This is a genomic window from Sporolactobacillus shoreae, from assembly GCF_004684935.1.
Taxonomy (GTDB): Bacteria; Bacillota; Bacilli; order Bacillales; family Sporolactobacillaceae; genus Sporolactobacillus; species Sporolactobacillus shoreae.
Genome location: NZ_SRJD01000023.1, coordinates 20,396 through 46,084 on the forward strand (window position 1 = coordinate 20,396; position 25,689 = coordinate 46,084).

The following is a 25,689-nucleotide window of genomic DNA, read 5'->3' on the forward strand; positions in this document are numbered from 1 at the left end:
AATGAAAGCGAGGATTGCCAATGTTTGGTCTGAACGCCTTTTATGAGCGGAAGATCAATGAGATAAAAGCCGTGCTGGACGGGTACGAAAGCGGTATGAATCAGCAGCTTGTTTCCGGGCTGTCAGGGAGCGCCAAGTCGCTCTGGATCGCCACAATGTATCACGAGAGGCAAAGCACGCTGATCGCTGTGACACATAATCTTTATCAGGGGCAAAAACTTTTCAACGATCTGGCCGGTCTGGTTGATCAGGATGAGCTTTTCCTCTATCCGACAAATGACTTGATCGCCTCTGAAATGGCGGTCGCCAGTCCTGAATTATTGGCGCAGCGTATGGATGTGCTGAACCATCTGGCTGAGGAGAAAAAAAGCCTGGTTGTCGTTCCGATAGCCGGGCTGAAACGACTGCTTGCGCCGCCGTATCTATGGAAAGCGAGCCTGATACACCTCGAGACAGGGACGAGGGTTGATCTGGATCAGCTTATTAAAAAACTTTCTGCGATAGGCTATGACAGAGAATCGATGGTCACCGGTCCCGGGCAGTTCAGCGTTCGGGGCGGTATTATTGATATTTTTCCTCTGACCGAGGAGCACCCGCTGAGAATTGAATTATTTGATGACGAAGTGGATTCGATCCGATTTTTTGACAGTGAAACGCAGCGTTCGCTGGACATGTTGAAAGCCGCACCGGTGATCGGCCCGGCCCGCGAGCTGCTGCTTTATGATGAAGGCTTCGACCATGCGGCCCCGGCACTTGAAGCGGCGCTGGCAAAAACACTCTCAAAGGTTGGTGATCCCGAAGTCAGGGGCCTGCTTGGCGACCGGATTGGAGCGGATATTGAAGCACTGAAGCAGCATGGCTCTTTTCAGAATATGGCCAAATATACGGCCCTTTTCTATAAAAAGGACACAACAATCGCCGATTATCTGCCTCAGAACGCGCTGATTATTCTGGATGAAATCAGCAGAATTCAGGAAATGACAGAACAGCTGGACCGTGAAGAGGCTGAATGGCAGGTGGAAATGCTGCAGAAGGGGGAAATGGTCGGCGGTGTGCCACTGACCATAGGCTGGTCGGAACTTGCTGAGAAATTACATCGACCGCTGCTCCTTCTTTCTCTGTTTTTGCGCTATCATGGACAGTTTCAGCCGCAGAATGTCATCAATTTTACCTGCCGCTCGATGCAAAATTTTCATGGGCAGATTAATCTGCTGAAAACCGAGACCGACCGATGGCTCAAAAGTGAATTCGCCGTTGTCTTTCTGGCCTCGGACGCAGAGCGCGCAGCACGGCTCGCTCAGGTCCTTGTGGATTACGGAATAGAATCCGAGCCTGCGGAAGCAGGGGCGCTGCCCGCTTTCGGACGCATTCAGATTATTACAGGCGGCCTGGAGAGCGGTTTTGAACTGCCTCTTCAAAAATTGGCGGTCATTACTGAAAAAGAGGTATTTACAAAAAAGACGCCGAAAATTCAGCGCAGGGGAAGAAAGATATCCAACGCGGAACGTCTGAAAAATTATAATGAACTGAAAACCGGAGACTATGTAGTGCATGTTGATCACGGGATCGGCCGCTACGCCGGCATTGAAACACTTGAAGTCAATGGCACGCATAAGGATTACTTACAGATTATCTATAAGGGGAATGACAAGCTTTTTGTGCCGATCGAGCATATCGATCAGGTTCAGAAATATGTCAGTTCCGAAGGCAAAGAACCAAAAGTCTATTCCCTGGGAGGCAGTGAGTGGAAGAAGGTCAAGAACAAGGCCAAATCATCCATTCAGGATATCGCCGATGATCTGATTAAGCTGTACGCACAGCGGGAAGCAAGCGTTGGCCATGCTTTTTCAAAAGACGGTCCGGAACAGCACGAATTTGAGGCGTCCTTCCCTTATCAGGAGACGTCGGATCAGCTCCAGGCTATTGACGAGATCAAGAAAGATATGGAGAAGGGAAAACCGATGGACCGGCTGCTCTGCGGAGACGTCGGATACGGAAAAACCGAGGTGGCGCTGCGGGCGGCATTTAAGGCAATTTCTGATGGGAAGCAGGTCGCTTTCCTTGTTCCGACGACGATTCTTGCCCAGCAGCATTTCGAAACGGCCCTTGAACGGTTCGAAGAATTTCCTGTATCGATCGGTGTCCTCAGTCGGTTCCGATCGCGGAAAGAACAATTGGAAACGCTTAACGGGCTTAAATCCGGTACCGTTGATCTCGTGATTGGAACACACCGCCTGCTCTCGAAAGATGTGAAGTTCAAAGATCTGGGCCTGCTGATTGTTGATGAGGAGCAGCGCTTCGGGGTGACACATAAGGAAAAAATCAAGCGTCTGAAAGCGAATATTGATGTCCTGACACTGACTGCCACTCCTATTCCCAGAACGCTCCATATGTCAATGCTGGGCGTCAGGGATCTGTCAATTATTGAAACGCCGCCTGAGAACCGGTTTCCTGTTCAGACTTATGTGACGGAATACAATGAGACACTGGTCCGTGAAGCCATCGAACGGGAAATGGCGCGCGGCGGACAGATCTATTTTTTGTACAATCGAGTGGAAACGATTCAGCGGATGACGGAGCTGATTTCCTCACTCGTTCCGGATGCGGCGGTCACATTCGCCCACGGCCAGATGAAGGAATCCGAGCTCGAGTCGGCGATGATCGATTTTCTCGACGGTACGGATGATGTGCTCGTCAGCACGACTATTATTGAAGCCGGCGTCGATATTCCAAACGTGAATACTTTAATCGTTTATGACGCAGACCGCATGGGACTCGCGCAGCTGTATCAGCTGCGTGGCCGTGTAGGCCGGTCGAACCGGGTGGCTTATGCTTATTTTACTTATCAGAGAGACAAGATCATGAACGAGGTCGCCGAGAAACGTCTTCAGGCGATCAAAGAGTTTACGGAACTTGGCTCTGGATTCAAAATCGCGATGCGCGACCTCTCGATCAGAGGCGCGGGCAATCTTCTGGGCGCGCAGCAGCATGGGTTTATCGACTCTGTGGGCTTTGATCTTTATTCACAGATGCTGAAAGACGCAGTTGATGAACGGAAGGGTATTGAGAAGCCGGTAGAAGTGCGGGTCAGTGCGACGATCGAGATTGATGCAGATGCGTATATTCCTGACAGCTACGTCAGGGACTCCATGCAGAAAATCGATATGTATAAACGATTCAAAGCGGTGGACAGCATCCAGTCCATTCAGGATCTTGAAGACGAGATGACGGACCGTTACGGGGATTATCCGCGTGAGGTGGCCGATCTTCTCAAGGTAGCCTCACTGCGTGTCATCGCGGACCAACTGATGATTGAAGAAATCAAGCAGAATAATGAGGGGCTGACCATTCTCTTTTCAGAGTCAGGCTGGAAATCACTTGACCGGGAGTCCCTCTTCAAATCCATCAGCCAGATGGGGCCCGGTGTCGGACTGGGCTCTGAACGCTCAAAGATGAAACTGACGATCAGGGAGAGCGTGCTGAAAGGCGGCCAGGCACTTGAAACAGCACTGGATCTGCTGAAAGGGATTCTCAAGATGCAAAGGACACCGGAAAAAGCCGGTTAAATTTGGTGGAACATGCATAGATTGGCCAGGGGCGCAGATAATAAATCAAGGAACAGATGATCATGAGCGGGCGTTCAGATCAGGTACACATTCATTGAACAGGCTGTCACCGGCCGTCAAGATCTGAATGGCCTCCATAATGGAAAGCGAGGATATCCTTACATGAAAGCAACTGGCATTGTCCGCCGAATTGATGATCTCGGGCGTGTTGTCATTCCTAAAGAAATACGCCGCACGCTGCGCATCCGGGAAGGAGATCCCCTGGAAATCTTTGTTGACCATGATGGTGAAGTTATTTTGAAAAAATATTCACCGATAAGTGAACTCGGTGATTTTGCGAAAGAGTACGCTGAATCCCTGGCAGACAATTCAGGCAAACTTGCGATTATCAGTGACCGGGATGTTGTTATTGCGGTTGCCGGTGGATCAAAAAAAGATTTTCTGGAGAAGCGTATTTTGGCCGCTCCCGAAAAGGCAATGGAGTTCCGCCAGACTTTAAAGGAACAGAACTCGGGGGGCGATGCGCTGATTGAAGGGCAGGACGTCTCGGGAGGGTCGTACGTGATCGCGCCGATCATTGCTGGCGGCGATCCGATCGGCACAGTCATACTGATTGACAAAGACAGAAATCCCCTGAGTGATGTTGAAATGAAGCTGGCTGAGACCGCTGCAGGATTTCTTGGAAGGCAGATGGAGCACTGAGGACTGCCTCCTAAAATTTTCAAAATGTGGATAATGGTGTCAAAAAAAGAGGCGTAGAACGGCCTCTTTTTTGCTGGAATGATTTTCTCCCCAAGATAAAACTCTTCCATGATTCTATAAAAAGAAATATCTTATGTTATAATCCACTGTAGAATTCAGGGTAAAGGTGGAGGGCTATCTGTGCCGGAAACAAAAAAAGAAAACCGCCTGATCTGGCGGGGGGCGGCCATTCTGACAGGTGCTGCAGTGCTCGTCAAAATTATGAGCGCGGTTTACAGGATGCCCTATCAGAATTTTGCGGGGGATGTTGGTTTTTATGTTTACCAGCAGGTCTATCCTTTTTATGCTCTCGCCGTGGCACTTGGAGGCACAGGATTCCCGATCGTTATTTCAAAATATATCGCCGAAGCGGGCGGTACCCGTGACGGCCGTAAGGAGGAAGATATACGGAGGAACGCACTGTTTGCGCTTTCCATTCTTTGCGGATTGATTTTCACTATCCTTTATCTTTTTGCCACACCGCTGACGCATGTCATGGGAGACATCCATTTAGCGCCGCTGATCCGGACGATCGCTGCTGTTTATCTGTTTGTTCCGCTCATCGCCGCATTGCGGGGAAGCTTTCAAGGAAAAAATGAAAACATGCTGCCCACGGCTGTCTCACAGATTGGAGAACAGGTGGTCCGGGTGGCTCTGATCCTCGGAACCTCCTGGTATCTTTTCCTGCACCATGGCGAAGCCTATCAGTTTGGCGGGGCGGCCACAGCCGGCTCGGCCATTGCGCCGGTTGCTTCACTTGTTATCCTTTTGCTTTTCTCCCGAAAGACAGATACGCTGAGGATGCGAATTTCCCGAAAATCTGCGGATTGGCGCTTAATAAAAGAACTGCTGATCAGCGGTTGTCTGTTCTCGGTTCTGGCCATGCCTCTTATCGTCTTTCAGTTTGTTGACTCGCTGACAGTGATTCCACTTCTGGGACAGGCACATATTGCCGACCCTCGGGCGGAAAAAGGAATCTATGACCGCGCCTATCTGCTGACCCAGTTTGGAATGATTGCGGCTGTCTCACTGACTGCCTCAATCGTCCCCGGCCTAGCCAAACTGACCGCGCTGCGCAGGAAGCTTGAAATTCAGCGTCAGGCAACCAGAGCCCTGAGAATTAATCTTGCTTTTGGCCTTGCGGCGGCAGTCGGCCTGGCAGCCATTAGCACAGATGTCAACACAATGCTGTTCCGTAACGCGGACGGTTCCCTTGCGTTTGCGATTGTCGCTCTGACGATGCTGACCTTTTCTTTGATTCTGACTGCATCCGGAATACTCGAAGCCGCGGGGAGGCCCTGGCAGCCGTTTATTTATCTTGCTATTGGAGCGGGGGTTAAGCTGGGGGCCAATCACCTTCTGATCCCTCATTTTTCGATTAACGGAGCGGCGGCCGCAACACTTTTGGCTACAGCACTGACGGCCTGGCTGAATTTTCGTTCCTTGCGCCGCCAGTCTCTGATTGGTGCGATTCGTCTCGGTCAGGCAACCAGGCTTTGCGCGGCGGTTCTTGGCATGGTACTGGCTGTATATTTATGGAGGCTGTGGGCGGGACAGTGGGCTCCGCCTTCAAGAACGCTGTCCGCAGTAACCGCGCTGTCAGGAGCTCTTATTGGGGGCTGCGTGTTTGTCCCATTGCTTTTCGTCTTCCGCTATTTCAGTCCGGCGGATCTTCAACAGTTCCCGTTTATTGGCCGTCAATCTCTTATCAGGAAGCAGAAGGATAAATAAACGGCAGGTTCTTAATGAAACACGCGTCCGGCGGCCGGAGAGATCACTGTGATCGCGGACGCAGTTATGATAAAATGAAGAAAAATGGGCGAGCATGCTTGATGATTCGGCTGCATGTCTGTAAATAAACGGAGGAACAACAAGATGAACAAATATGAACTGATCCAGAAAGTCGCAGAGCAGACAGGCGTTTCTAAAAAGGAAACAGAGAAAATTGTAAACGGGACTCTGGATGAAATCATTTCCGCTCTGAGCCGGAATGAAAAGGTTCAGTTTGTCGGTTTCGGCACTTTTGAAGTCAGGGAAAGGGCGAGCCGCACGGGCCGCAATCCGCAGACCGGCGCAGCCATCACGATCCCGGCATCAAAAGTTCCCGGGTTTAGAGCGGGCAATAAATTAAAGGATGCTGTGAAAAAATGAGGCTTGATAAATTTTTGAAAATTTCCCGGCTGATCAAACGTAGGACCGTCGCAAAAGAGCTTGCGGATCAGGGACGTGTCGACATTAACGGACAGCCAGGCAAGGCAAGTTCCAACATTAACGCCGGTGATGTGCTGACGCTTCATTTCGGGCAAAAAGAGACGACGGTCAAAGTAACATTGCTGAAGGAAACGGTTAAGAAAGAAGAAGCCGATTCCCTGTACGAACTGGTCAGCGAGCAGACAGCAAAGACTGATTGATCTTTTGCCAGGTGCCCGGGTTCTAAATCGGACAGCTTCCTCATAGGGTATGGAAAAGAGGAGGGAGTCCGATGAGCCAATACTATCCACCGCAGGCACTTAATAAGGACAAGCCGGTGCAGAATCACGATATTGTGGTAAAGAACCGGAAAACAATTGAAATAACGGGAGTCAAGCATGTCGAGAGCTTCGACCATGAAGAATTCCTGCTGGAGACAGTCATGGGTTTTCTCGCGGTCAAAGGATCTGCTTTGAAAATGCAAAATCTGAATGTCGAGCAGGGTATGGTGGCGATTGAGGGAAAAATTCTTGAAATCAGCTATCTGGATGAGCCGGGCGGAGACTCGAGCAAAGGCTTTTTCGGCAAACTGTTTCGATGACGCTGAACGAGCAATTCGGATCCCTTGGCCTGATGGTGTTAATGGGTGTGTGGATCGGAGCTTCATTCTCCGTTTATCAGCGCTTTATCCATCCGCACGGAAAAAAACGCTGGATCTTATTTGCGACTGATCCTGTTTTCTGGATCATTCAGGCTTTGCTCTTGTTTGCCCTGCTCCTGCCGCTGAACGAAGGTGTTCTGCGTTTTTATCTATTCCTGGGTGTGGCTCTCGGTTTTTCTTTCTATAAATGGATTCTGGAAAAGCCTTTTTTGTACTTGTTCGACGGCATTCTGGCGATCATTGTCCAATTAGGACGTTTGATCGGAAAGTCTGTCACTATTTTATTGCTTTATCCGCTCTATTTTCTATTGAAGCTCGTCTACAGATTGTGTAGAATGACAGTAAACGCTATTCTGAAAATCTTATTGTTTCTGCTCGTCCTGCCGCTTAAAATTTTTTGGTGGATGCTTCGGTTGTTTCTGCCTGGAAAATGGGTGGCCGGCTTAGAAAAAAAGATGATCGGAGCGCGTCGGCTGTTCGTGAAATGGCTGACGGTGATTACGAGGCGCAGATAGGAGGATGGGCATGAGCCAGGCAGAGCAACAGCGCGTGATGCATCTTCGGACTGAATATGTTCAGTCCCAGGAGATAGCGGGAAAAAGGAAGATGAAGCATCGGCGAGGGCTTATAAGGCGGCTGATCGCTTTCGCGGTTATTGTTGGCGCTGTCTGCGCATTCATGCTGTCATCACTCGCATCGCAGGGCCATCAGCTGAACAGTGCACTGGGGCAAAAAGCGGTGCTTGAGAAACAGCTCAGTGCTTCTGAACAAAATGCGGCGCAATTGAAAAAACATATTCAGCTTTTACATGACAACAATTACATTGGCGAAATTGTCCGTCGTGACTATCTGCTGTCAAAAAAGGGTGAAATTATTTTTTCAAAATCAGGCAAAAGCGAACATTGACAGGCTCTTTTTTTGCTATGTATAATACAATATTGAGAGATACCATTTTAGGAGGAAGCTTTTTTTTATGTCAATTGAAGCAGGCAGCAAGCTGAAGGGTAAAGTTTCGGGAATCACAAACTTTGGAGCCTTCATTGATTTGCCCGATGGAAAAACCGGGCTGGTTCATATCAGTGAGGTTGCGGATCGGTACGTTAAAGACATTCACGACGTTCTGTCAATCGGTGATGAAGTCACAGTGAAAGTGCTGCAGGTTGCGCCTGACGGAAAAATCGGTCTTTCGATCCGCAAAGCTGTCGATAAACCTGACAGACCAGACAGACCCGATAGACCTGACAGGTTTGAGAGGTCTGACAGACCAGACAGACCCAGAGGCGCGGGGCGGGCTCCCAGAAGCGGCGGAAAGCGGTTCGCGCATGCGCCAAGCTTTGAAGATAAGATCACGCGCTATCTGAAGGAAAGTGAAGATCGGCTTTCCACAATTAAACGCCAGACTGAATCCAAACGAGGCGGCCGCGGGGCACGCAGAGGTTAACCCGGGCCATTCGCCAATCGTTTCATATATTAAGACATCGGGCATTCGGATTTTTATTCCGGGTGTCTTTTATTGTGCAGGGAAACAGATATTTCGTCTGCTTTCCGCACAGAAACGGATCAGTGATGAATGAAAGGTGGCACGGCTCCGGTGTGATCGCATGCTTCATGACTAACCCGAATGAATCCCGTCGAAGTTTTTTTTATCGCAGGCACTGCTTTTCTGACAAATTATGATCGACTGATGTGGTTTAATGAATCATACAATATTAAGCTGAGGGTGGCGAAGGGTATGATTCAAAGATCAGCCAGTTTTGGAAAAAGCATTTCCGGACAGGTCTCGGACAGTCAGCCTGTCCGGGGGATCCGCCGTTTGACGCGGAAAATCCGTACCATAACTCTGAGGATTCTATTCCGCACAGATTTTTTCTTCCTGATCGCAGGTTTCTTGCTTGGACGGGCAGTAATTCTTTCCACACTTACACCCTTTGTTCTGCCCTTCTTTGCCACTCTTTTCTGGCTGAACCGAAGGAAGAAATGGAGGGCTTCGGCCGCATCTGTAGCTGGAGCGCTGACCGTATCTGTCGGACAGGCTTTTTATTCAATCATCGCTCTTCTAGTCTTTCTCTCGGTCTGGAAACTGCTGCAGGCATTGATGAAAAGTAAAGGAGAAAAATGGCTGCCGGTTGTCGTCCTACTTGTCGGATTCACCGTCCGGCTACTCTATCAGGCGGCCTTCACGCTTAATCTGGTTTGGTCGGATGTTCTTGCTGCTGCCGCAGAGTCCGCACTGGCCTTCCTGGTGATGCTGATCTTTATGCAGAGTATGCCTCTGCTCTCTGCCAGAGTCAGCCGCAAGCTTTTTAAAAATGAAGAAATGATTTGTTTTGTCATTCTGCTCTCAGCAATTCTTGCAGGAACCATAGGCTGGACGACGCTGGGCATTTCGATTGATCATGTCCTCGCGCGTTACGCAGTGCTACTTTTTGCTTCGGCGGGTGGGGCGGCCATCGGTTCAACGGTTGGCGTCGTGATCGGACTGGTTATCGGCATGGCGAGCGTAACGAGTCTCTATCAGATGAGTCTTCTGGCCTTTTCAGGTGTACTTGGAGGCCTGATGAAAGAAGCGGGCAAAGCGGGGGTCTCGGCGGGGCTTGTCATTGCTACTCTTCTGATTGGTCTTTATGGAGGCGGTTACAGAAATCTGAGCGGAGAAATCATCGATTCAATGACCGCTGTGCTTTTGTTCCTGGCGACGCCGAAAGGGTTGATTGAACGGCTTTCTTTTTATATTCCGGGAACAAGGGAATATCAGAAAGAGCAGCAGCAATATATTCGGAAATTAAGAGATGTCACAGTGAATCGGGTCGAACAATTTTCAAGCCTTTTTCAGACGCTTTCAAAAAGTTTTTCTCCCCCCATTGAGGAAGATTCCGATGAGGAAGATCTTTTTCTGAGCAAAGTAACGGAGAAAACCTGCAGAAATTGCTTTAAGAAAGAGTATTGCTGGGTCCGAAATGCCGCACTGACTCGACGGCTTATGCTTCAGCTCAGGGATGAGTCCGGATCCGGGCGGAAGGAGCAGAATGCGAGACTCCGACGTGAATGGCGGGAACATTGCGGCCGGTCTGAAAAGACACTGGATGTGATTTCACGGGAACAGGGGCTGGAGGAAGTGAGGCTGCGGATGATGCGGAAGGTCAAGGAGAGCCGGAGACTGGTGGCTGATCAGCTTCATGGCGTTTCACAGGTCATGCGGGATTTCGCGGGTGAAATGAAGCGGGAGCGCGGACTTCACGACTGGCAGGAGGATCTGATACTTGCAAAGTTGAATGGGGCGGGGGTGCTGGTGGAGAGTGTTGAAATTTACAGCCTTGAGTCCGGTACTGTCGACATTGAAATGATACTGCCGCAGGATGATTATGAGGCCAGTGAAAAAGTGGTCGCACCGATGTTGTCCGATATTTTAGGCGAGGCTATTATTGTCGAGAAAAGATGCCGTTCCGAATTTTCAGGAGGGCCATGCCGGGTGGTCTTCACGTCGGCCCGAGCCTTTGAAATAGAAACCGGTGCGGCGACAGCGGCGCGGGGAGGGGGATTCGTCTCAGGTGATAATTTTGCCCTGTTTGATGTCGGTTCCGGAAAGTACGCTCTGGCGATCAGTGACGGTATGGGAAACGGGGAACGTGCGGGTGCGGAAAGTCAGGAAACACTCCAGCTCTTGGCCAAAGTTCTGAAATCCGGCATTCACGAAACGCTTGCTATTAAATCGATTAACTCTATTCTGTCACTCCGCTCGACAGAAGAAATTTTTGCGACACTGGACCTGGCATTGATTGATTTGCAGAATGCCCAGTCCAAATTTCTGAAAATCGGTTCCAATCCCAGTTTTATTAAACGGGGCAATCATGTTCTTATGCTGGACGCCGGTAATCTGCCGATCGGCATGATTGAAGAATTTGATGTGGACGCCCGGACGGAGCAGCTTAAGTCGGGCGATCTGCTGATTATGATGAGCGACGGTATTTTTGACGCACAAAAGCATATTGAGAATAAGGAAGTCTGGGTGAAAAGAAAAATCAGGGAGATGCAGACGGATGATCCTCAGGCCATAGCAGATTTACTTCTTGAGGATGTGATAAGGGTGGCAGATGGGCAAATTAATGATGACATGACGGTCATAGCGGCGAGAATCAGCCATCATATGCCCAAATGGTCCTCGATTTCTACGGGCACCGAAAAGGGCATACCACTTTTAAGAGAAGAGCGTGTCGGACAGTAGTAGAAAACGTGAACCATGGCCGTATAGAAACAATCTTTCCTGTCTATGATAATGCTAGATTCAGGAAGGAGTGCAGAAGCCATGAAAAAAGGAAATCTGAAACAAATTCTATTAATCACTGACGGATGTTCCAACCAGGGTGAAGATCCGTCAGCGATGGCCGCTCTGGCCAGGGAACAGGGAATAACAGTAAATGTAATTGGTATTCTTGATCATTTCGATTCCGAAGACAGCAGAGGGCTCATGGAAGTGGAGGATATTGCGCGTGCCGGTGGAGGAATCAGCCAGATCGTTCAGACGAAGCAGCTGGCGCAAACGGTTCAGATGGTGACGAAACAGGCGATGACGCAGACGATCAAAGGGGTCATCAATCAGGAGCTTCAGGACATTCTTGGGGAAACGGGCACTGTGGAAGATTTGCCTCCTGAAAAGCAAGGCAAAGTTATGGAAGTCATTGATGAGCTGGGTGAAACGGTGGATTTGAATGTGTGCATTCTTGTGGACACAAGTGCGAGCATGAAAGCGAAACTACCGACAGTCCGTGAAGCGTTGACAGATCTCTCACTAAGTCTGTCGGCACGGATGGGGAGCAATCAGTTCTGCCTTTATTTATTTCCCGGGAAAAGAAAACCGGTTCATAAAGTCATAGGATGGACACCCAATCTGGAAAATATTGAAAAAACATTTGCGAAAATCGACACACATGGGGTCACACCGACCGGCCCGGCGATCAGAGAAGCGGCAAAAAGTTTCGGAATGCTTTCAAAAAGAAGTATGATCTTCGAAGATGAAGCTTATGATGACGGGCCAAGATGATGTTTCTATTCTTCCGGGAACTGTTCTGAAAGGAAAATGGCATGGAAAGCATTATCAGATTATCAGGAAACTAGGAAGCGGCGCGCAAGGCACTGTCTATCTCGCACATGCGGATCAGCGAACAGTAGCCGTCAAAGTGGCGAAAGACCGTGCCTCGCTGATTTCGGAAATGAATGTGCTTAAAGAGTTTAATCAGCTTGGGGCGGATCTACTCGGACCCTATCTATACGATACAGACGACTGGCAGGAAGGAGGAAGATTGATTGCTTTCAGTGTGATGGAATATTTACGGGGCACGGCTTTGAATGAGGCATTGCCAACACAATCTTTTGACTGGATCGCTGTTTTTCTTGTACAGTTACTGAGACACCTGCAGAATCTTCATCGTATAGGTTACGCCTTTGGTGATCTCAAGCCTGAAAATCTGATGCTTATGGATCCTGGCCACCACGTCCGCTGCCTTGATTTCGGTGGGGCGACTCGTCTCGGAAGGTCAATCAGAGAATATACGGAATTTTATGATCGTGGTTATTGGGGCCTCGGCACCCGTAAAGCTGAACCGGGTTACGATTTATTTGCATGCGGCATGATTATGCTCTATGCTGCTTCAGGACGCCGGTTTGAAAAATCCGCGCATCCCGAGGAACAGCTGCTTCACATCTGCAGGACAAAACCGCAGCTTGCGCCCTACCGGGAAATAGTGGCGGGGGCTCTGACAGGCAGATATACGTCAGCCGATCAAATGCGTCGCGATCTTCTTTCACGGCTCATGGAAAGACAAAACACGGTGAAAGCCATTCGTCCCAAAAAGAAAAATCGGCGCAGTGCCAAGAAAGATTGGGCGAAAGCATGGATGACAGCTTCACTGTTATTGGGAGTTTATGTTATCTTTGTAATGATCTATATTATGTAATCATAACCTTTCAAAAGAGCTTCCTGCCATCCGGAGATGGATCTCCAGTCAGTGCTGTTCCGAATTTATTTTCATCCAGCGGCCTGCCACTTTACCGGTGTCCCCGACCGAAATTTGCTGATCTTCTAGATCCGGAACGGGGGAGAAAAGCGGAAGTTTCATAGGGAGCAGCAGTGCGATGAATTTTGAAGAACGGGTGACACAATTTATTACGGAACATCAACTGATTACATCTGGTATGCGACTTGTCGCCGGAGTCAGTGGGGGAGCCGATTCAATGGCCCTGATTGATTTTCTGCGCGAAAAGCGCGACATATGGGAGTTGAAGCTGGCCGTCTGCTCGGTGGATCACGGGCTGAGGGGCGAAGAGAGCCGGCAGGATCTTGAATACGTTGCCACATACTGCCGAGAAAATGATCTGCCGTTTTACGGAAAGACAGTCGATGCGCGGGCGTACAGCAGAGAAAAGCAGATGAGCATCGAAGTCGGCGCACGCGAACTTCGCTATCAGGCGTTCGCAGAAGCAGTCGGGCGATTTTCTGGAGACGCATTAGTTCTGGCGCATCACGGCGACGATCAGATCGAAACCATGTTGATGCGTGAGGCGAGAGGGAGCTTCGGCATGTCACGATCCGGTATCCCGGTCCGCCGCCCTTTTGCAGGCGCCGAGTTGATTCGTCCTTTTTTGACTCAGACTAAGAGCGATCTTGAGGCTTATTGTGCGGTCAGGGGCATAAGACCGCGCTATGATGCGTCAAATGATTCGGACAGACATACACGCAACCGGTTCAGAAAAAACATCCTTCCTTTTTTTAAAAAAGAGAATCCATCCGTTCATCTTAAATTTCAGTATGAAAGTGAACGGATTGCTGAGGATGAAATGTTTCTTCTGCAGCTTGCAAAGAAAGAATTGAAAACGGTTATTCGTGAAGAATCGGATGATCAGGTAAAATTATCTATTTCCACTTTATTATCGATTCCATCGCCTTTACAAAGAAGGATTATTCATCTAATATTAAATTATCTTTACACGAACCAACAAATAAAGCCCTTGCATCAATCGATACATATTGAAAATTTAATGCGGCTTTTGCGATCCGACCGGGCTTCTGGCGGTACTTTTTTTCCTAAAAAACTCGCAGCCAGAAAATCATATGATATGTGCGTCATCGGATTTTTATCCCGGGATTCAGTCCGGAGCTACGAGCAAGTGCTGCAGGTTCCCGGGGTGACGGCGCTGCCGAGTGGGGAAATGACCGCTGAATACCTTGAAGGTAATTTTCCGGCCGCCACCGGCTGCAATTGCCTGATCCTTGATCCGCAGCAATTCCAGGCCCCGCTCAGGGTCAGAAATTGGAAAACCGGGGACAGGATGACAACGAACGGCATGAGCCATACGCAGAAAGTGCATCGGATTTTTATCAATGAGAAGATTGACCGTGAAAAGCGTGGACAATGGCCGGTAGTTGTTGACGGCAAGGGAACAATACTCTGGCTGCCCCTACTCAGAAGAGCCCGGCCTTTTCCGCCGGGAATGACGGATTGCAAAGGGACATATCTTAAGCTGGTATTCACGCCGATTGATGATTTTGGAGGGACTCAGGAATGAAGGGTGACGTCAGGGAAATATTAATTACGGAAGAAGAGATTCAGAAAAAAGTTCATGAATTCGGAGAGAGACTTTCTAAAGAGTATGAAGGGCGTTTTCCGCTTGTTGTGGGTGTGTTGAAAGGTGCGCTGCCCTTTATGGCAGACCTGATCAAGCAGATCAGTGTTCCAATTGAAATCGACTTCATGGATGTCTCAAGTTATGGGAATTCCACTGTCTCATCTGGTGAAGTAAAAATAGTGAAGGATCTTGATACCTCCGTGGAAGGCAGGGATATCCTGATTGTCGAGGATATTATTGACAGCGGTCTGACCCTGAGTTATTTAGTAGACCTTTTTAAAACGAGAAAGGCGAAGTCAATCAAAATTGTCACGCTTCTGAATAAACCGTCGGGCCGGAAAAAGAGCTCTGTGATCCCGGATATGACTGGTTTCAATGTTCCTGATGCATTTCTTGTCGGCTACGGGCTTGATTATGCTGAAAGATACAGGAATCTTCCGTTTGTTGGTATTTTAAAACCGGAAATCTATAAATGATTTAACTGATAGGACAGTCGGCAGCCTATTTTCTTGAGGCTGTCCAGCCGCATGTGGTACTATAAAATATGGCTTGTTTAAAGTGGGAGGAGGTAAGGCATGAATCGACTATTTAAGAATATCATCATATATTTGTTTATTTTTGTTGTCATTATAGGCATTGTCACCTGGCTGACTGATAACAACAAAAGCGTCAAGCCGTTGACCTATGCCGCCTTTGAGAAAAATCTGAGTGACGGGAATGTGGAGAGCGCCACTCTGCAACCGGAGGGCAGTGTTTATGCTGTTACCGGACGACTGAAGAGTTATGATGCCAATACAACATTTAAAGCGTATATTCCGGCAAGTGAAAAGGCAGTCGGTCAGGTCACAGATATGGTAAACCATAAGCTGAACCTTGACGTCAAGCCTGCCGAACGTACAAGCGGATGGATCACATTCCTTACTTCGCTGATTCCGTTTGCTATTATTTTCTTTCTGATTTTCTTCCTACTGAATCAGGCGCAGGGCGGCGGCGGCCGTGTGATGAATTTTGGAAAAAGCAAAGCGAAACTTTATTCAGAGGATAAGAAGAAGGTTACATTTAAAGATGTCGCTGGCGCGGATGAAGAAAAGCAGGAACTGGTGGAAATTGTTGATTTCCTGAAAGACCCGAGGAAGTTTGTCGCTCTCGGTGCCAGAATTCCGAAGGGGGTTCTGCTTGAGGGACCTCCGGGTACCGGTAAAACTTTGCTCGCACGCGCGGTTGCCGGAGAAGCGGGTGTCCCGTTCTTTTCCATCAGCGGTTCCGATTTTGTTGAAATGTTTGTCGGAGTCGGCGCTTCACGTGTCCGCGATCTTTTCGATCAGGCAAAGAAGAATTCGCCGTGTATCATTTTCATCGATGAAATTGATGCGGTCGGCCGTCAGCGTGGTGCCGGACTTGGAGGCGGCCATGACGAACGGGAACAGACCTTGAACCAATTGCTGGTCGAGATGGACGGTTTCGGTGCCAACGAAGGCATTATCATTATCGCAGCCACGAACCGTCCGGATATTCTTGATCCGGCGCTGCTGCGTCCGGGTCGTTTTGACCGGCAGATCCCGGTCAACCGTCCAGATCTTATTGGCCGCGAGGCTGTGCTCCGTGTTCATGCTCGGAATAAGCCGCTGGCAAAAAATATTGATCTTAAAACGGTTGCGAAACTGACACCCGGATTCTCAGGCGCCGATCTAGAGAATTTGCTCAATGAAGCGGCTCTCGTCGCTGCCCGTGCAAACAAAAAGGTGATCACTATGGATGACATTGATGAAGCGGTTGAACGTGTCATCGCCGGTGTTGCCAAAAAATCGCGTGTCATCTCGAAAAAAGAACAGAATATTGTTGCTTATCATGAATCCGGCCATACGATTGTCGGTCTGGCTCTGAACGGTGCCGATGAAGTTCATAAGGTGACGGTCATTCCCCGCGGACAAGCCGGAGGTTATACCGTCTCTCTGCCCAAGGAAGACCGTGGCATGATGACTAAACCTGAACTTGAGGAAAAGATCTGCGGGCTGCTTGGCGGCCGCGTTGCCGAAGAAGTGATTTTCGGGGAGATATCAACAGGAGCAAGCAATGACTTGCAGCGCGTGACGAATATTGCCAGAAGAATGGTTACTGAATTCGGCATGAGCGAGAAGCTTGGACCGATCCAATACGGTAATAATGACAGCGGCCAGGTCTTCCTGGGTCGTGATATCCAAAATGATCAAAACTACAGTGATACGGTTGCTTTCGAAATCGATTCCGAAGTTCAGAAGATCGTCAGAGAGCAGCATGACCGCTGCAAGAAATTGCTGACTGAGCACCGTGACAAGCTGGAACTGATTGCGCAGACACTTCTGAAGGTTGAAACGCTGGATGAAGGCCAGATCAAGTCATTGTATGAAACCGGAGAATACATTGAGCCAAGTAAAAACCGTTATGGTCACCAAGACGGTGATCAGAAAGAAGAGCAGAATAACAGAGCTTCTTCTGAATCACCGGCGAATACTGACTCTGATGCAAAGACCGATGTCAAGATTAACATTCTCCCGAAGGACAGCAGCGTGGAACCGAAAACAGACGGAGATAACCATCCGGAAGATAACGCTTCGGATGACAAAAAGCTTTAATTGATTCAACACATTTTTTATGAAATGATGAAAGGGGCATTTCCAATTCGGAGGTGCCTCTTTTTAGGTGGAGGTGCCGGATTTGATTTTTGTATGCGATGTCGGAAATACGAATATTGTCCTTGGAGCTTTTAGCGATGGAAAACTTGTCCATCACTGGAGAATCTCCACAGACCGTGAAAAAACTGAAGATGAATTTGCGATGGTTGTGAATAACCTGTTTCAGTACAGGGGTCTGTCTTTCAGCGATTTCAGCGGCGCGGCGATATCCACGGTCGTCCCTTCGATCCTTTTTGCCCTGGAGCGGATGTGCGAGAAATACTTTCACCTGAGTCCGCTCGTAGTCGGGCCAGGTATCAAAACCGGGCTGAATCTGAAATATGATAATCCAAAAGAAATTGGTGCCGATCTCATTGTGAATGCGGTCGCCGCCATTCATGATTATCAGGCACCGATTATTGTGATTGATTTCGGAACCGCGACCACCTATTCATACATTGATAAGGAATCCAACTATGTCGGTGGAGCTATTGCTCCTGGTATCAATATCTCTACTGAGGCACTGTATGAAAAAGCGTCAAAACTCCCGAGGATTGAAATTGCCAAACCACCTCATATTGTTGGGAGAAATACGATTCATGCCATGCAGTCGGGCGTACTTTTCGGATATGTCGGCCAGGTCGAAGGTATTGTATCACGTATGAAGAAGCAGTCCGGATCAAAGACTGAAGTTGTGGCTACGGGCGGTTTGTGCACATTGATTTCCAATGAAACAGATATTATTGACCATGTCGACAAACTGCTGACGCTGAAGGGGTTGTACCTGATATATAAGCGGAATCAGCATTTGTGATCAGCTAAAAAGGCTTTGTTAAACGTGTCTGTTGTTTTTCGCTCCAGGCGTTCGCCTTCCGCTCCAATCAACGGAGGGGCAAAAACAACATTGAATTTAAACTTAGCCAAAAAAAAGAAAAGAGGACGGCGAATGAGCGATTATTTCATAAGGGCCCTTGCCTGTAACGATACATTGAGAGTCATTGCAACGGTAACGACAGATACGGTGAGTGAGGCTCAGCGAAGGCATGGCACCTGGCCGACAGCGACGGCTGCAATCGGCAGGACAATGACAGCAACGATGATGATGGGAGCTCAGATGAAGGGTGATGAAACGATTACCGTCACTCTGCAGGGCGGGGGACCGATTGGAGCCATCGTGGCTGATGCTGACACGAAAGGCAATGTGCGCGGCTATGTCACGAATCCTGAAGTCCACTTTGAATTGAATCAGAAAGGCAAACTTGACGTTGCGAGGGCTGTAGGCTCGGATGGATTTCTGAGCGTTGTCAAAGACCTGGGCCTGAGAGAAAACTTTACAGGCCGCGTACCGATCGTTTCCGGCGAGATCGGGGATGATTTTACCTATTATTTTGTAAAATCAGAGCAAATCCCTTCAGCCGTCGGAGTGGGTGTGCTGGTTAATCCTGATCACTCTGTCAAGGCTTCGGGCGGATTTTTGATACAGGTTCTTCCTGGTGCGGAAGAGTCTGTCATTACTAGGGTGGAGCAGCGTCTGAGCGAAATTCCGCCCATTTCCAGATTGATTGATGAGGGGCGCACGGCAGACGATCTTCTGGACGATCTGTTCCCGGATCACAATTATCACATTCTTGAGAAAGAGCCGGTCCGGTTTCGTTGTACCTGTTCAAAGGAGAAATTCGGACAGTCTATTGCCAGACTGGGCGCTTCCGAAATCCAGACAATGATTGAAGAGGATCATGGCGCAGATGCCACATGCCGTTTTTGCAAAAATAATTATCATTTTACTGAGGCGGATCTGGAAGCTATGCTTCATTAAAATCAATCGCCGTGTAATTTCTTCTTAGTCGCCATCCGTTATAATTGACGCAAGAATTGAATGTTGATAACATAATAAATAAAACATACGTGATTACTACGGATTTTTAATAAAAGGAGAGAGCGCAGATGACGATTGCAAACTCAGTAACTGAATTGATTGGAAATACACCGATTGTTCGTTTGAATCACCTGACGGGGGAAGACGACGCGGAACTTTATGCAAAACTCGAATACTTCAATCCCGGCAGCAGTGTCAAAGACAGAATTGCCTTGGCCATGATTGAGGCTGCTGAAAAAGAAGGCAAACTGAAGCCGAACGATACGATCATTGAGCCGACCAGCGGAAACACGGGTATCGGCCTGGCGCTTGTCGCGGCTGTCAAGGGCTACAAAGCGATTCTTGTCATGCCCGAGACGATGAGTATTGAACGACGCAAGCTTTTCAAAGCATATGGCGCGGAAGTCATTCTGACTCCGGGCGCTCAGGCGATCAAGGGATCAATTGCCAAAGCTCAGGAACTGGCGAAAGAAAAAGGCTATTTTCTGCCTCAGCAGTTTAAAAATCCGGCTAATCCACGCGTTCATTACTTGACCACAGGAAAAGAAATTGCGGCGGCTTTTGATTCTCTGGATGCTTTTGTGGCTGGTGTAGGCACCGGCGGCACTTTAAGCGGTGCCGGAAAAGCGCTTAAAGAACATTTTAAAGAAATTAAGGTTGTCGCGGTTGAACCCAAAGATTCGCCTGTGCTGAATGGTGGGAAAGGCGGTCCGCACAAGATTCAGGGAATCGGGACCGGTTTCATACCGGATACACTGGATACTGAAATATTCGATGAAGTCATTGACGTATCGAATGAGCAGGCGTTTGAATATGCCCGTCTCGCTGGGAAAAAAGAAGGCATTTTATCCGGTATTTCCGGAGGGGCCGCTATCTATGCCGGCGTGCAGGTTGCAAAAGAACTGGGAAGAGGGAAAAAAGTTGTTGTAATCGTGCCGGATAACGGAGAACGATATTTGAGCACACCGCTCTATCAGGCAGAAGATTAAACAGCTGTTCAGATATCGTATGCTTGATTAGGAAGGGGATCCGGGTTACCGGATCTTTTTTGTATTCATAAGGGGTGATGGGGACATCAGCTCATTTACCGCTGAGTGTAAAGGAATGCTGTGATATACTGTTTTTATAGTAAAAAAGTGTATGAGCATGGTTGGGGAGGATACGAATTGCCGGTATGTACATTTAAGGTTTCGCCCATTCATCTGTTGAAGGCGGGTAAAAAAGTAATCGATTATCAGAAAAAAACGGCGATCATGGGGATTTTAAATGTGACACCTGACTCTTTTTCAGATGGCGGGAAATTTGACCAGATTGACCGCGCGGTGGAACACGCGCTCGAACTGGAGCGTGACGGCGCGGATATCATCGATGTCGGTGGTGAATCCACACGCCCGGGTTACACGCCGCTGCCGGCGGAAGATGAAATTGAACGCGTTGTGCCGATGATTCGGGCGATAAGAAAGCATACGGATATTCCGATCTCGATTGATACTTATAAAGCGGAAACGGCCCGCCGGGCGCTTGACGCGGGCGCCGACATCATCAATGACGTGTGGGGTGCGAAGGCGGATCGGGAGATGGCCCGCACAGCAGCGGAATATAACGTGCCGATTATTCTGATGCACAATCGGGACAACAATCTCTATCAGGATATCGTTGAGGACATGAAGACAGACCTGCGCGTCAGCATTAATCTGGCATTGGAAGCTGGCGTTGCGCCTGAAAGTATCATTCTCGATCCCGGGATTGGATTTGCCAAGGATTACCGGCAGAATTTGATCGTCATGAATCATCTCGAAGATTTTCATGAACTTGGCTACCCAATTCTACTGGGGACATCAAGAAAGGGATTTATTGGTAAAACTCTAAATGTGACTGTTGACCGCCGCGTGGAAGGAACAGGTGCGACGGTTTGTCTGGGCATTGCGAAGGGATGCCAGATTATGCGGGTCCATGACGTGAAGCCGATCGCTCAGATGGCCAGGATGATGGACACGATGCTGCAGGAGGATGGCAGTGACCGATAAAATCATTTTGTCCCAAATGAGCTTTTATGGCTATCACGGAGCTCTGCCAGAGGAAAATAAAATTGGTCAGCGCTTTCTGGTTGATGCGGAACTTGAGGCGGACCTTTATGCAGCCGGCGCCTCAGACAGTCTTGAGCAGACGATCAATTATGCCGAAGTTTATGGCTTAGTCAGGGATATTGTCGAAGGCCCTGTCTTCAAGCTTATTGAAGCAGTCGCTGAACGCATTGCCGAAGAGCTGCTCAACACTTATTCTCAGGCCGCATCGTGCCGGATCCGGGTGATCAAGCCGGATCCGCCGATTGCGGGGCATTACGAATCGGTCGCTGTTGAAATTGAAAGGAAACGCTCTACGTCCTATCTCGGACTTGGTTCAAACATTGACGACCGTGAAGGCTTTTTGAAAAAGGCACTTGAAGCACTGAATACCACAAAGAACACAAAAGTAAGCCGCTGCTCATCCATCTATGAAACGGATCCCTACGGACCGATCGAACAAAACAATTTTTTAAATATGGCCGTCCAAATTGAAACATTGCTTCCGCCAGAGGCATTGCTTGATGAAATACGCCGCATTGAGCAGGGACTGATGAGGAAGCGGGACGTTCATTGGGGTCCAAGGACCATTGATCTCGATATACTGCTTTTTGACCACTATAAAATTAATACGGAAAAACTCTCATTGCCGCATCCGGAAATCAAGCGCCGCGCATTTGTTCTGAAACCTCTTGCCGATATTGCTCCGCACGTTGTTGTTCCAGGTATCAATCGTTCGGTGATTGAACTTTGGCAAGGGCTTAATGATAAAGAGGGAGTTAGAATATGGAGAAAGAACAATGGGGAAGGAAAATTCGGGCTTTTCGAAAACTGAAGGGCTACACTCAAATTGAACTGGCTGGGAAGCTGGGCATCTCCCTGACCCTTCTCGGAGAGATTGAGAGAGAGAACCGTGAACCCTCAAGAGAGCTTGTTGAGAAAATTTGTGATACATTAAGCATATCTGTCAATGAAATGAAAAACTTATAACAGGGTTATCTCCATGAGCAGATCCCTGTCTCTAAAGATAGATGAATCAAATGATTGAGGTGATCTCATGCTGAAAATAGGTCCTGTCGAACTGAAAAACAGGGTGATTCTCGCGCCAATGGCCGGTGTCTGTAACTCCGCATTCCGGCTGATTGCCAAACGTTTCGGTGCAGGCCTAGTCTGCGCCGAAATGGTGGCTGATCGTGGAATCATCCATCATAATAAAAGAACGATGAACATGCTTTATATTGATGATCGCGAGAAGCCACTCAGCCTGCAGATTTTTGGCGGGTCGAGAGAAACGCTCGTTGAGGCGGCAAAGTATGTCGACAAAAATACGAACGCCGATATTATCGATATTAACATGGGGTGCCCGGTTCCAAAAGTGACCAAATGCGACGCTGGTTCTAAGTGGCTGCTGGATCCGGATAAGATTTACGAAATGGTTGCTGCCGTTGTCGATGCAGTAGACAAACCGGTGACGGTTAAGATGAGGAAGGGCTGGGATGACGATCATATTTTTGCCATCCGTAATGCCCAGGCGGTTGAAAGGGCAGGCGGGCAGGCCGTCGCTCTTCACGGCCGTACGAGAGTCCAGATGTATGAAGGAAATGCCGATTGGGATATTATCCGTCAGGTAAAGGAATCTGTCGGCATACCGGTGATTGGAAACGGTGATGTCCGTACCCCTCAGGATGCGAAGCGGATGCTGGAAACAACCGGGGCAGACGGTGTGATGATCGGACGCGGGGCGCTGGGCAACCCGTGGATGCTTTACCGAACGGTTAAGTATCTTGAAAACGGGGTTCTGTGCCCTGAACCAACTGCAAAGGAAAAAGTAGATGTCTGCCTTTTTCATTTTGACCAGCTGATTAAACTCAAGGGCGAGCACCTCGCAGTTTTCGAAATGAGAAAGCATGCCGCCTGGTATGTGAAAGGTCTGCGTGGGGGCAATGAAATCCGAAAGAAGATCAACATATGTGAGGATGCCGGTCAGCTGCGCGAGTTGCTGAAAGATTATGCCCGGGCTTCCGAACAGGATCTGGTACCGGCGGGACAAAGTTGACAGTATTTCTGAAATTCTCTATAATTTTGATAGATATTAAACTGCCGGTGGTATTACTGGCAGTTTTATTTATGATTGCAGATCGTGCATACGACAAATGGACTTTTTGAATAAAGAAAAGTTTGCTGCGGCCGGCTTCGCGCCAGCCGCATTGTTGAAGGAAACCGCGTGGGCTGGTGAGGCTGCGGCGCGGCGGAATAATGACTGGAGGTTGGAAAGCACATGAGTCAGGAAGTAGATCTGACCGATCAGCTTCAGGCAAGACGTGAGAAGTTGAAGGAACTAAGGGAACAAGGGATCAATCCCTTCGGCGCCCGTTATGAACGTACCCATGATACAGAAAAAATCCGTACACTTTACAGCTCGCTGACCGAGGAAGAACTTGAGGAAAAACCTGTGCCTGTTGTCATGGCAGGCCGTCTGATGGCAAAAAGGCGCAAGGGCAAAGCAGGATTTGCGGATATTCAGGATTTCAACGGAAGAATTCAACTTTATGTCAGAAAAGACAATGTTGGTGATGAGGAATACGAGATCTTCAAACGTATCGATATCGGTGATTTTGTCGGCGTAGAGGGCACTGTGTTTAAAACGCATGTCGGGGAACTCTCGATAAAAGTGACCAAATTCAACATCCTCTCAAAAGCAATGCGTCCGTTGCCGGACAAGTTCCATGGGCTTAAAGATGTGGAACAGCGCTATCGCCAGAGATATCTGGATCTGATTGTTAATCCGGAGGTCAGGAAGACATTTATCTTGCGCAGCAAGATTGTGCAGACAATCCGTGATTACCTTGACGGCGAGAGCTATCTGGAAGTAGAAACGCCGACGATGCATTCCATTCCGGGTGGCGCCGCGGCGCGTCCGTTTATTACACATCATAATGCCTTGAATATGGACCTTTATATGAGGATCGCGATTGAGCTTCATCTGAAACGGTTAATTATTGGCGGATTTGAAAAAGTCTATGAGATCGGCCGTGTTTACCGTAATGAAGGAATTGATACGAAGCACAATCCGGAGTTCACGATGCTCGAACTCTATGCAGCATATGATGATCTGCGGGACATTATGTCTCTGACAGAGAATTTAATTTCATCGGTGGCTGAAAAGGTTCTTGGTACAACGGAGATTACGTATGAAGACAAAAAAGTAGATCTGAAACCAAGCTGGCGCAGGATTCATATGGTTGACGCCATCAAGGAAGTCACTGGCGTGGATCTGTGGCCTGAAATGTCCGACGAAGAGGCTCGGAAACTGGCTGCGGATCATGGTGTGGCTGTGAAAGACGACATGATTTACGGACATGTTGTCAATGAATTCTTTGAACAAAAAGTGGAAGAGACACTCGTACAGCCAACCTTCATTTATGGACATCCTGTTGTCATTTCACCCCTAGCAAAAAAAGACCCAAGTGACAATCGCTTCAGTGACCGTTTTGAACTGTTCATTGTCGGGCGGGAACATGCGAATGCGTTCAGTGAACTTAATGACCCGATTGACCAGCGTGAACGTTTTGAAGAACAGATGCGCGAAAGGGAAGCCGGGAATGATGAGGCACAGATTATTGATGAAGATTTCCTTGAAGCGATGGAATATGGCATGCCCCCTACTGGCGGCCTCGGCATCGGTATTGATCGTCTGATTATGCTTCTGACGGACTCGGCTTCCATTCGCGATGTTCTGCTGTTTCCTCAGATGCGCAACCGGGAAGACAAATAAAAAAATTTATGCGTTTGAGGAAGCTCATTCCGGCGGGAAGGAATGAGCTTCCTTTTTTACTTTTACGAATCTGCCACGATGAACAGTTTGACGAAGAACGTTCCCATATCATTGCGCTCCGTTGACAAAATGGGTGAATGCTGATAATATTTTACTGTTGCCGATGAGCCTGTCTTTTTATAGTTTTGTAGGAAGCAGGCAATGGATTAAGAGGCCTGTTGTTAATTTCTTGTTGACAAAGCATTTTTTTGTTGGTAGAATAGACAGGTCGCTCAGAGAGGCGACACGGAATGTTCCTTGAAAACTGAACAAAAGCCAAGCGTGATGTAAAGGGTAAACCCCTTATGTCAATTCAATTTTGCTGAGGATCGAATGAACGAAGAAGAAACAAACGGAAGCTGCGGTTTCCGATGCACTATTTTTTGGAGAGTTTGATCCTGGCTCAGGACGAACGCTGGCGGCGTGCCTAATACATGCAAGTCGAGCGCACAGAAGGGAGCTTGCTCCCGGAAGTGAGCGGCGGATGGGTGAGTAACACGTGGGCAA

Annotated in this window: 22 protein-coding genes, 1 rRNA gene and 2 pseudogenes; all 25 read left to right on the forward strand. The window is 48.5% G+C overall.

The window, feature by feature from the left end; all coding sequences use genetic code 11:
• The first annotated feature begins 20 nt into the window (after positions 1 to 20).
• Positions 21 to 3,566: a transcription-repair coupling factor gene (gene mfd / locus E4665_RS15165; RefSeq protein WP_135349645.1), complete on the forward strand. Its 3,546-nt coding sequence runs from the start codon at positions 21 to 23 to the stop codon at positions 3,564 to 3,566.
• Positions 3,567 to 3,728: 162 nt separating this feature from the next.
• Positions 3,729 to 4,268, forward strand: coding sequence for a stage V sporulation protein T (gene spoVT, locus E4665_RS15170; RefSeq protein WP_135349646.1), 540 nt, complete (start codon positions 3,729 to 3,731; stop codon positions 4,266 to 4,268).
• Between the two features lie 180 nt (positions 4,269 to 4,448).
• Positions 4,449 to 6,038, forward strand: coding sequence for a putative polysaccharide biosynthesis protein (locus E4665_RS15175; protein WP_135349647.1), 1,590 nt, complete (start codon positions 4,449 to 4,451; stop codon positions 6,036 to 6,038).
• Positions 6,039 to 6,182: 144 nt separating this feature from the next.
• Positions 6,183 to 6,458, forward strand: coding sequence for an HU family DNA-binding protein (locus E4665_RS15180; protein ID WP_135349648.1), 276 nt, complete (start codon positions 6,183 to 6,185; stop codon positions 6,456 to 6,458).
• Positions 6,455 to 6,718, forward strand: a complete 264-nt coding sequence (locus tag E4665_RS15185; protein WP_135349649.1) for an RNA-binding S4 domain-containing protein — start codon at positions 6,455 to 6,457, stop codon at positions 6,716 to 6,718. The genes E4665_RS15180 and E4665_RS15185 overlap by 4 nt, the downstream gene beginning before the upstream one ends.
• Positions 6,719 to 6,789: 71 nt before the next feature.
• Positions 6,790 to 7,098 carry a sporulation protein YabP gene (gene yabP, locus E4665_RS15190; protein WP_135349650.1) on the forward strand — a complete coding sequence of 103 codons (309 nt, stop codon included), beginning with the start codon at positions 6,790 to 6,792 and terminating at the stop codon, positions 7,096 to 7,098.
• A complete protein-coding gene (gene yabQ / locus E4665_RS15195; protein WP_135349651.1) occupies positions 7,095 to 7,673 on the forward strand; it encodes a spore cortex biosynthesis protein YabQ in 579 nt (192 codons plus the stop codon). The genes yabP and yabQ overlap by 4 nt, the downstream gene beginning before the upstream one ends.
• A gap of 10 nt (positions 7,674 to 7,683) precedes the next feature.
• Positions 7,684 to 8,064: an FtsB family cell division protein gene (locus tag E4665_RS15200; RefSeq protein ID WP_135349652.1), complete on the forward strand. Its 381-nt coding sequence runs from the start codon at positions 7,684 to 7,686 to the stop codon at positions 8,062 to 8,064.
• 67 nt (positions 8,065 to 8,131) lie between these two features.
• Positions 8,132 to 8,599 carry a S1 domain-containing RNA-binding protein gene (locus E4665_RS15205; RefSeq protein WP_135349653.1) on the forward strand — a complete coding sequence of 156 codons (468 nt, stop codon included), beginning with the start codon at positions 8,132 to 8,134 and terminating at the stop codon, positions 8,597 to 8,599.
• 291 nt (positions 8,600 to 8,890) lie between these two features.
• On the forward strand, positions 8,891 to 11,380 hold the full coding sequence (gene spoIIE, locus E4665_RS15210; protein ID WP_241654898.1) for a stage II sporulation protein E: 2,490 nt from the start codon (positions 8,891 to 8,893) through the stop codon (positions 11,378 to 11,380).
• Between the two features lie 81 nt (positions 11,381 to 11,461).
• A complete protein-coding gene (locus E4665_RS15215) occupies positions 11,462 to 12,196 on the forward strand; it encodes a VWA domain-containing protein (RefSeq protein WP_135349654.1) in 735 nt (244 codons plus the stop codon).
• Positions 12,177 to 13,109, forward strand: a complete 933-nt coding sequence (locus E4665_RS15220) for a serine/threonine protein kinase (RefSeq protein ID WP_135349655.1) — start codon at positions 12,177 to 12,179, stop codon at positions 13,107 to 13,109. Before E4665_RS15215 ends, E4665_RS15220 begins: the two co-directional genes overlap by 20 nt.
• A 178-nt stretch (positions 13,110 to 13,287) precedes the next feature.
• Positions 13,288 to 14,718, forward strand: a complete 1,431-nt coding sequence (gene tilS, locus E4665_RS15225) for a tRNA lysidine(34) synthetase TilS (RefSeq protein ID WP_135349656.1) — start codon at positions 13,288 to 13,290, stop codon at positions 14,716 to 14,718.
• Positions 14,715 to 15,254: a hypoxanthine phosphoribosyltransferase gene (hpt, locus tag E4665_RS15230; RefSeq protein WP_135349657.1), complete on the forward strand. Its 540-nt coding sequence runs from the start codon at positions 14,715 to 14,717 to the stop codon at positions 15,252 to 15,254. Before tilS ends, hpt begins: the two co-directional genes overlap by 4 nt.
• A 99-nt stretch (positions 15,255 to 15,353) precedes the next feature.
• The gene (ftsH, locus tag E4665_RS15235) at positions 15,354 to 17,390 is read left to right on the forward strand and encodes an ATP-dependent zinc metalloprotease FtsH (RefSeq protein WP_135349658.1); all 2,037 of its coding nucleotides are present in this window, start codon (positions 15,354 to 15,356) and stop codon (positions 17,388 to 17,390) included.
• An 82-nt stretch (positions 17,391 to 17,472) separates the two neighbouring features.
• Positions 17,473 to 18,243, forward strand: a complete 771-nt coding sequence (locus E4665_RS15240) for a type III pantothenate kinase (RefSeq protein ID WP_135349659.1) — start codon at positions 17,473 to 17,475, stop codon at positions 18,241 to 18,243.
• A gap of 132 nt (positions 18,244 to 18,375) precedes the next feature.
• Complete coding sequence (gene hslO / locus E4665_RS15245; protein WP_135349660.1) at positions 18,376 to 19,245, forward strand: Hsp33 family molecular chaperone HslO; 870 nt, start codon at positions 18,376 to 18,378, stop codon at positions 19,243 to 19,245.
• 128 nt (positions 19,246 to 19,373) lie between these two features.
• Positions 19,374 to 20,294, forward strand: coding sequence for a cysteine synthase A (gene cysK / locus E4665_RS15250; protein ID WP_135349661.1), 921 nt, complete (start codon positions 19,374 to 19,376; stop codon positions 20,292 to 20,294).
• Between the two features lie 264 nt (positions 20,295 to 20,558).
• Positions 20,559 to 21,332 carry a dihydropteroate synthase gene (gene folP, locus E4665_RS15255; RefSeq protein WP_135349669.1) on the forward strand — a complete coding sequence of 258 codons (774 nt, stop codon included), beginning with the start codon at positions 20,559 to 20,561 and terminating at the stop codon, positions 21,330 to 21,332.
• Positions 21,316 to 21,681, forward strand: a pseudogene (gene folB / locus E4665_RS18885) (dihydroneopterin aldolase); the annotation flags it as partial. The gene folP and the pseudogene folB, both read left to right, overlap by 17 nt.
• Positions 21,682 to 21,702: 21 nt before the next feature.
• A pseudogene (folK, locus tag E4665_RS18890) lies at positions 21,703 to 22,203 on the forward strand (2-amino-4-hydroxy-6-hydroxymethyldihydropteridine diphosphokinase); the annotation flags it as partial.
• Positions 22,155 to 22,358: a helix-turn-helix domain-containing protein gene (locus E4665_RS15265; protein WP_135349663.1), complete on the forward strand. Its 204-nt coding sequence runs from the start codon at positions 22,155 to 22,157 to the stop codon at positions 22,356 to 22,358. The pseudogene folK and the gene E4665_RS15265, both read left to right, overlap by 49 nt.
• 67 nt (positions 22,359 to 22,425) lie before the next feature.
• Positions 22,426 to 23,424 carry a tRNA dihydrouridine synthase DusB gene (dusB, locus tag E4665_RS15270; RefSeq protein ID WP_135349664.1) on the forward strand — a complete coding sequence of 333 codons (999 nt, stop codon included), beginning with the start codon at positions 22,426 to 22,428 and terminating at the stop codon, positions 23,422 to 23,424.
• Positions 23,425 to 23,646: 222 nt separating this feature from the next.
• Positions 23,647 to 25,143 carry a lysine--tRNA ligase gene (lysS, locus tag E4665_RS15275; protein WP_135349665.1) on the forward strand — a complete coding sequence of 499 codons (1,497 nt, stop codon included), beginning with the start codon at positions 23,647 to 23,649 and terminating at the stop codon, positions 25,141 to 25,143.
• Between the two features lie 419 nt (positions 25,144 to 25,562).
• Positions 25,563 to 25,689: ribosomal RNA gene (locus E4665_RS15280) — 16S ribosomal RNA — on the forward strand; the annotation flags it as partial.

Bases quoted from the DNA above. Each gene is read 5' to 3' on its own strand.
- E4665_RS15200 (WP_135349652.1), top strand. From the start codon at position 7,684: ATGAGCCAGGCAGAGCAACAGCGCGTGATGCATCTTCGGACTGAATAT.
- E4665_RS15205 (WP_135349653.1), top strand. From the start codon at position 8,132: ATGTCAATTGAAGCAGGCAGCAAGCTGAAGGGTAAAGTTTCGGGAATC.
- cysK (WP_135349661.1), top strand. From the start codon at position 19,374: ATGACGATTGCAAACTCAGTAACTGAATTGATTGGAAATACACCGATT.
- yabP (WP_135349650.1), top strand. From the start codon at position 6,790: ATGAGCCAATACTATCCACCGCAGGCACTTAATAAGGACAAGCCGGTG.
- spoVT (WP_135349646.1), top strand. From the start codon at position 3,729: ATGAAAGCAACTGGCATTGTCCGCCGAATTGATGATCTCGGGCGTGTT.
- mfd (WP_135349645.1), top strand. From the start codon at position 21: ATGTTTGGTCTGAACGCCTTTTATGAGCGGAAGATCAATGAGATAAAA.
- lysS (WP_135349665.1), top strand. From the start codon at position 23,647: ATGAGTCAGGAAGTAGATCTGACCGATCAGCTTCAGGCAAGACGTGAG.
- E4665_RS15220 (WP_135349655.1), top strand. From the start codon at position 12,177: ATGATGACGGGCCAAGATGATGTTTCTATTCTTCCGGGAACTGTTCTG.
- yabQ (WP_135349651.1), top strand. From the start codon at position 7,095: ATGACGCTGAACGAGCAATTCGGATCCCTTGGCCTGATGGTGTTAATG.
- E4665_RS15180 (WP_135349648.1), top strand. From the start codon at position 6,183: ATGAACAAATATGAACTGATCCAGAAAGTCGCAGAGCAGACAGGCGTT.
- spoIIE (WP_241654898.1), top strand. From the start codon at position 8,891: ATGATTCAAAGATCAGCCAGTTTTGGAAAAAGCATTTCCGGACAGGTC.
- hslO (WP_135349660.1), top strand. From the start codon at position 18,376: ATGAGCGATTATTTCATAAGGGCCCTTGCCTGTAACGATACATTGAGA.
- folP (WP_135349669.1), top strand. From the start codon at position 20,559: ATGGGGATTTTAAATGTGACACCTGACTCTTTTTCAGATGGCGGGAAA.
- tilS (WP_135349656.1), top strand. From the start codon at position 13,288: ATGAATTTTGAAGAACGGGTGACACAATTTATTACGGAACATCAACTG.
- E4665_RS15215 (WP_135349654.1), top strand. From the start codon at position 11,462: ATGAAAAAAGGAAATCTGAAACAAATTCTATTAATCACTGACGGATGT.
- E4665_RS15185 (WP_135349649.1), top strand. From the start codon at position 6,455: ATGAGGCTTGATAAATTTTTGAAAATTTCCCGGCTGATCAAACGTAGG.
- hpt (WP_135349657.1), top strand. From the start codon at position 14,715: ATGAAGGGTGACGTCAGGGAAATATTAATTACGGAAGAAGAGATTCAG.
- E4665_RS15265 (WP_135349663.1), top strand. From the start codon at position 22,155: ATGGAGAAAGAACAATGGGGAAGGAAAATTCGGGCTTTTCGAAAACTG.
- ftsH (WP_135349658.1), top strand. From the start codon at position 15,354: ATGAATCGACTATTTAAGAATATCATCATATATTTGTTTATTTTTGTT.
- dusB (WP_135349664.1), top strand. From the start codon at position 22,426: ATGCTGAAAATAGGTCCTGTCGAACTGAAAAACAGGGTGATTCTCGCG.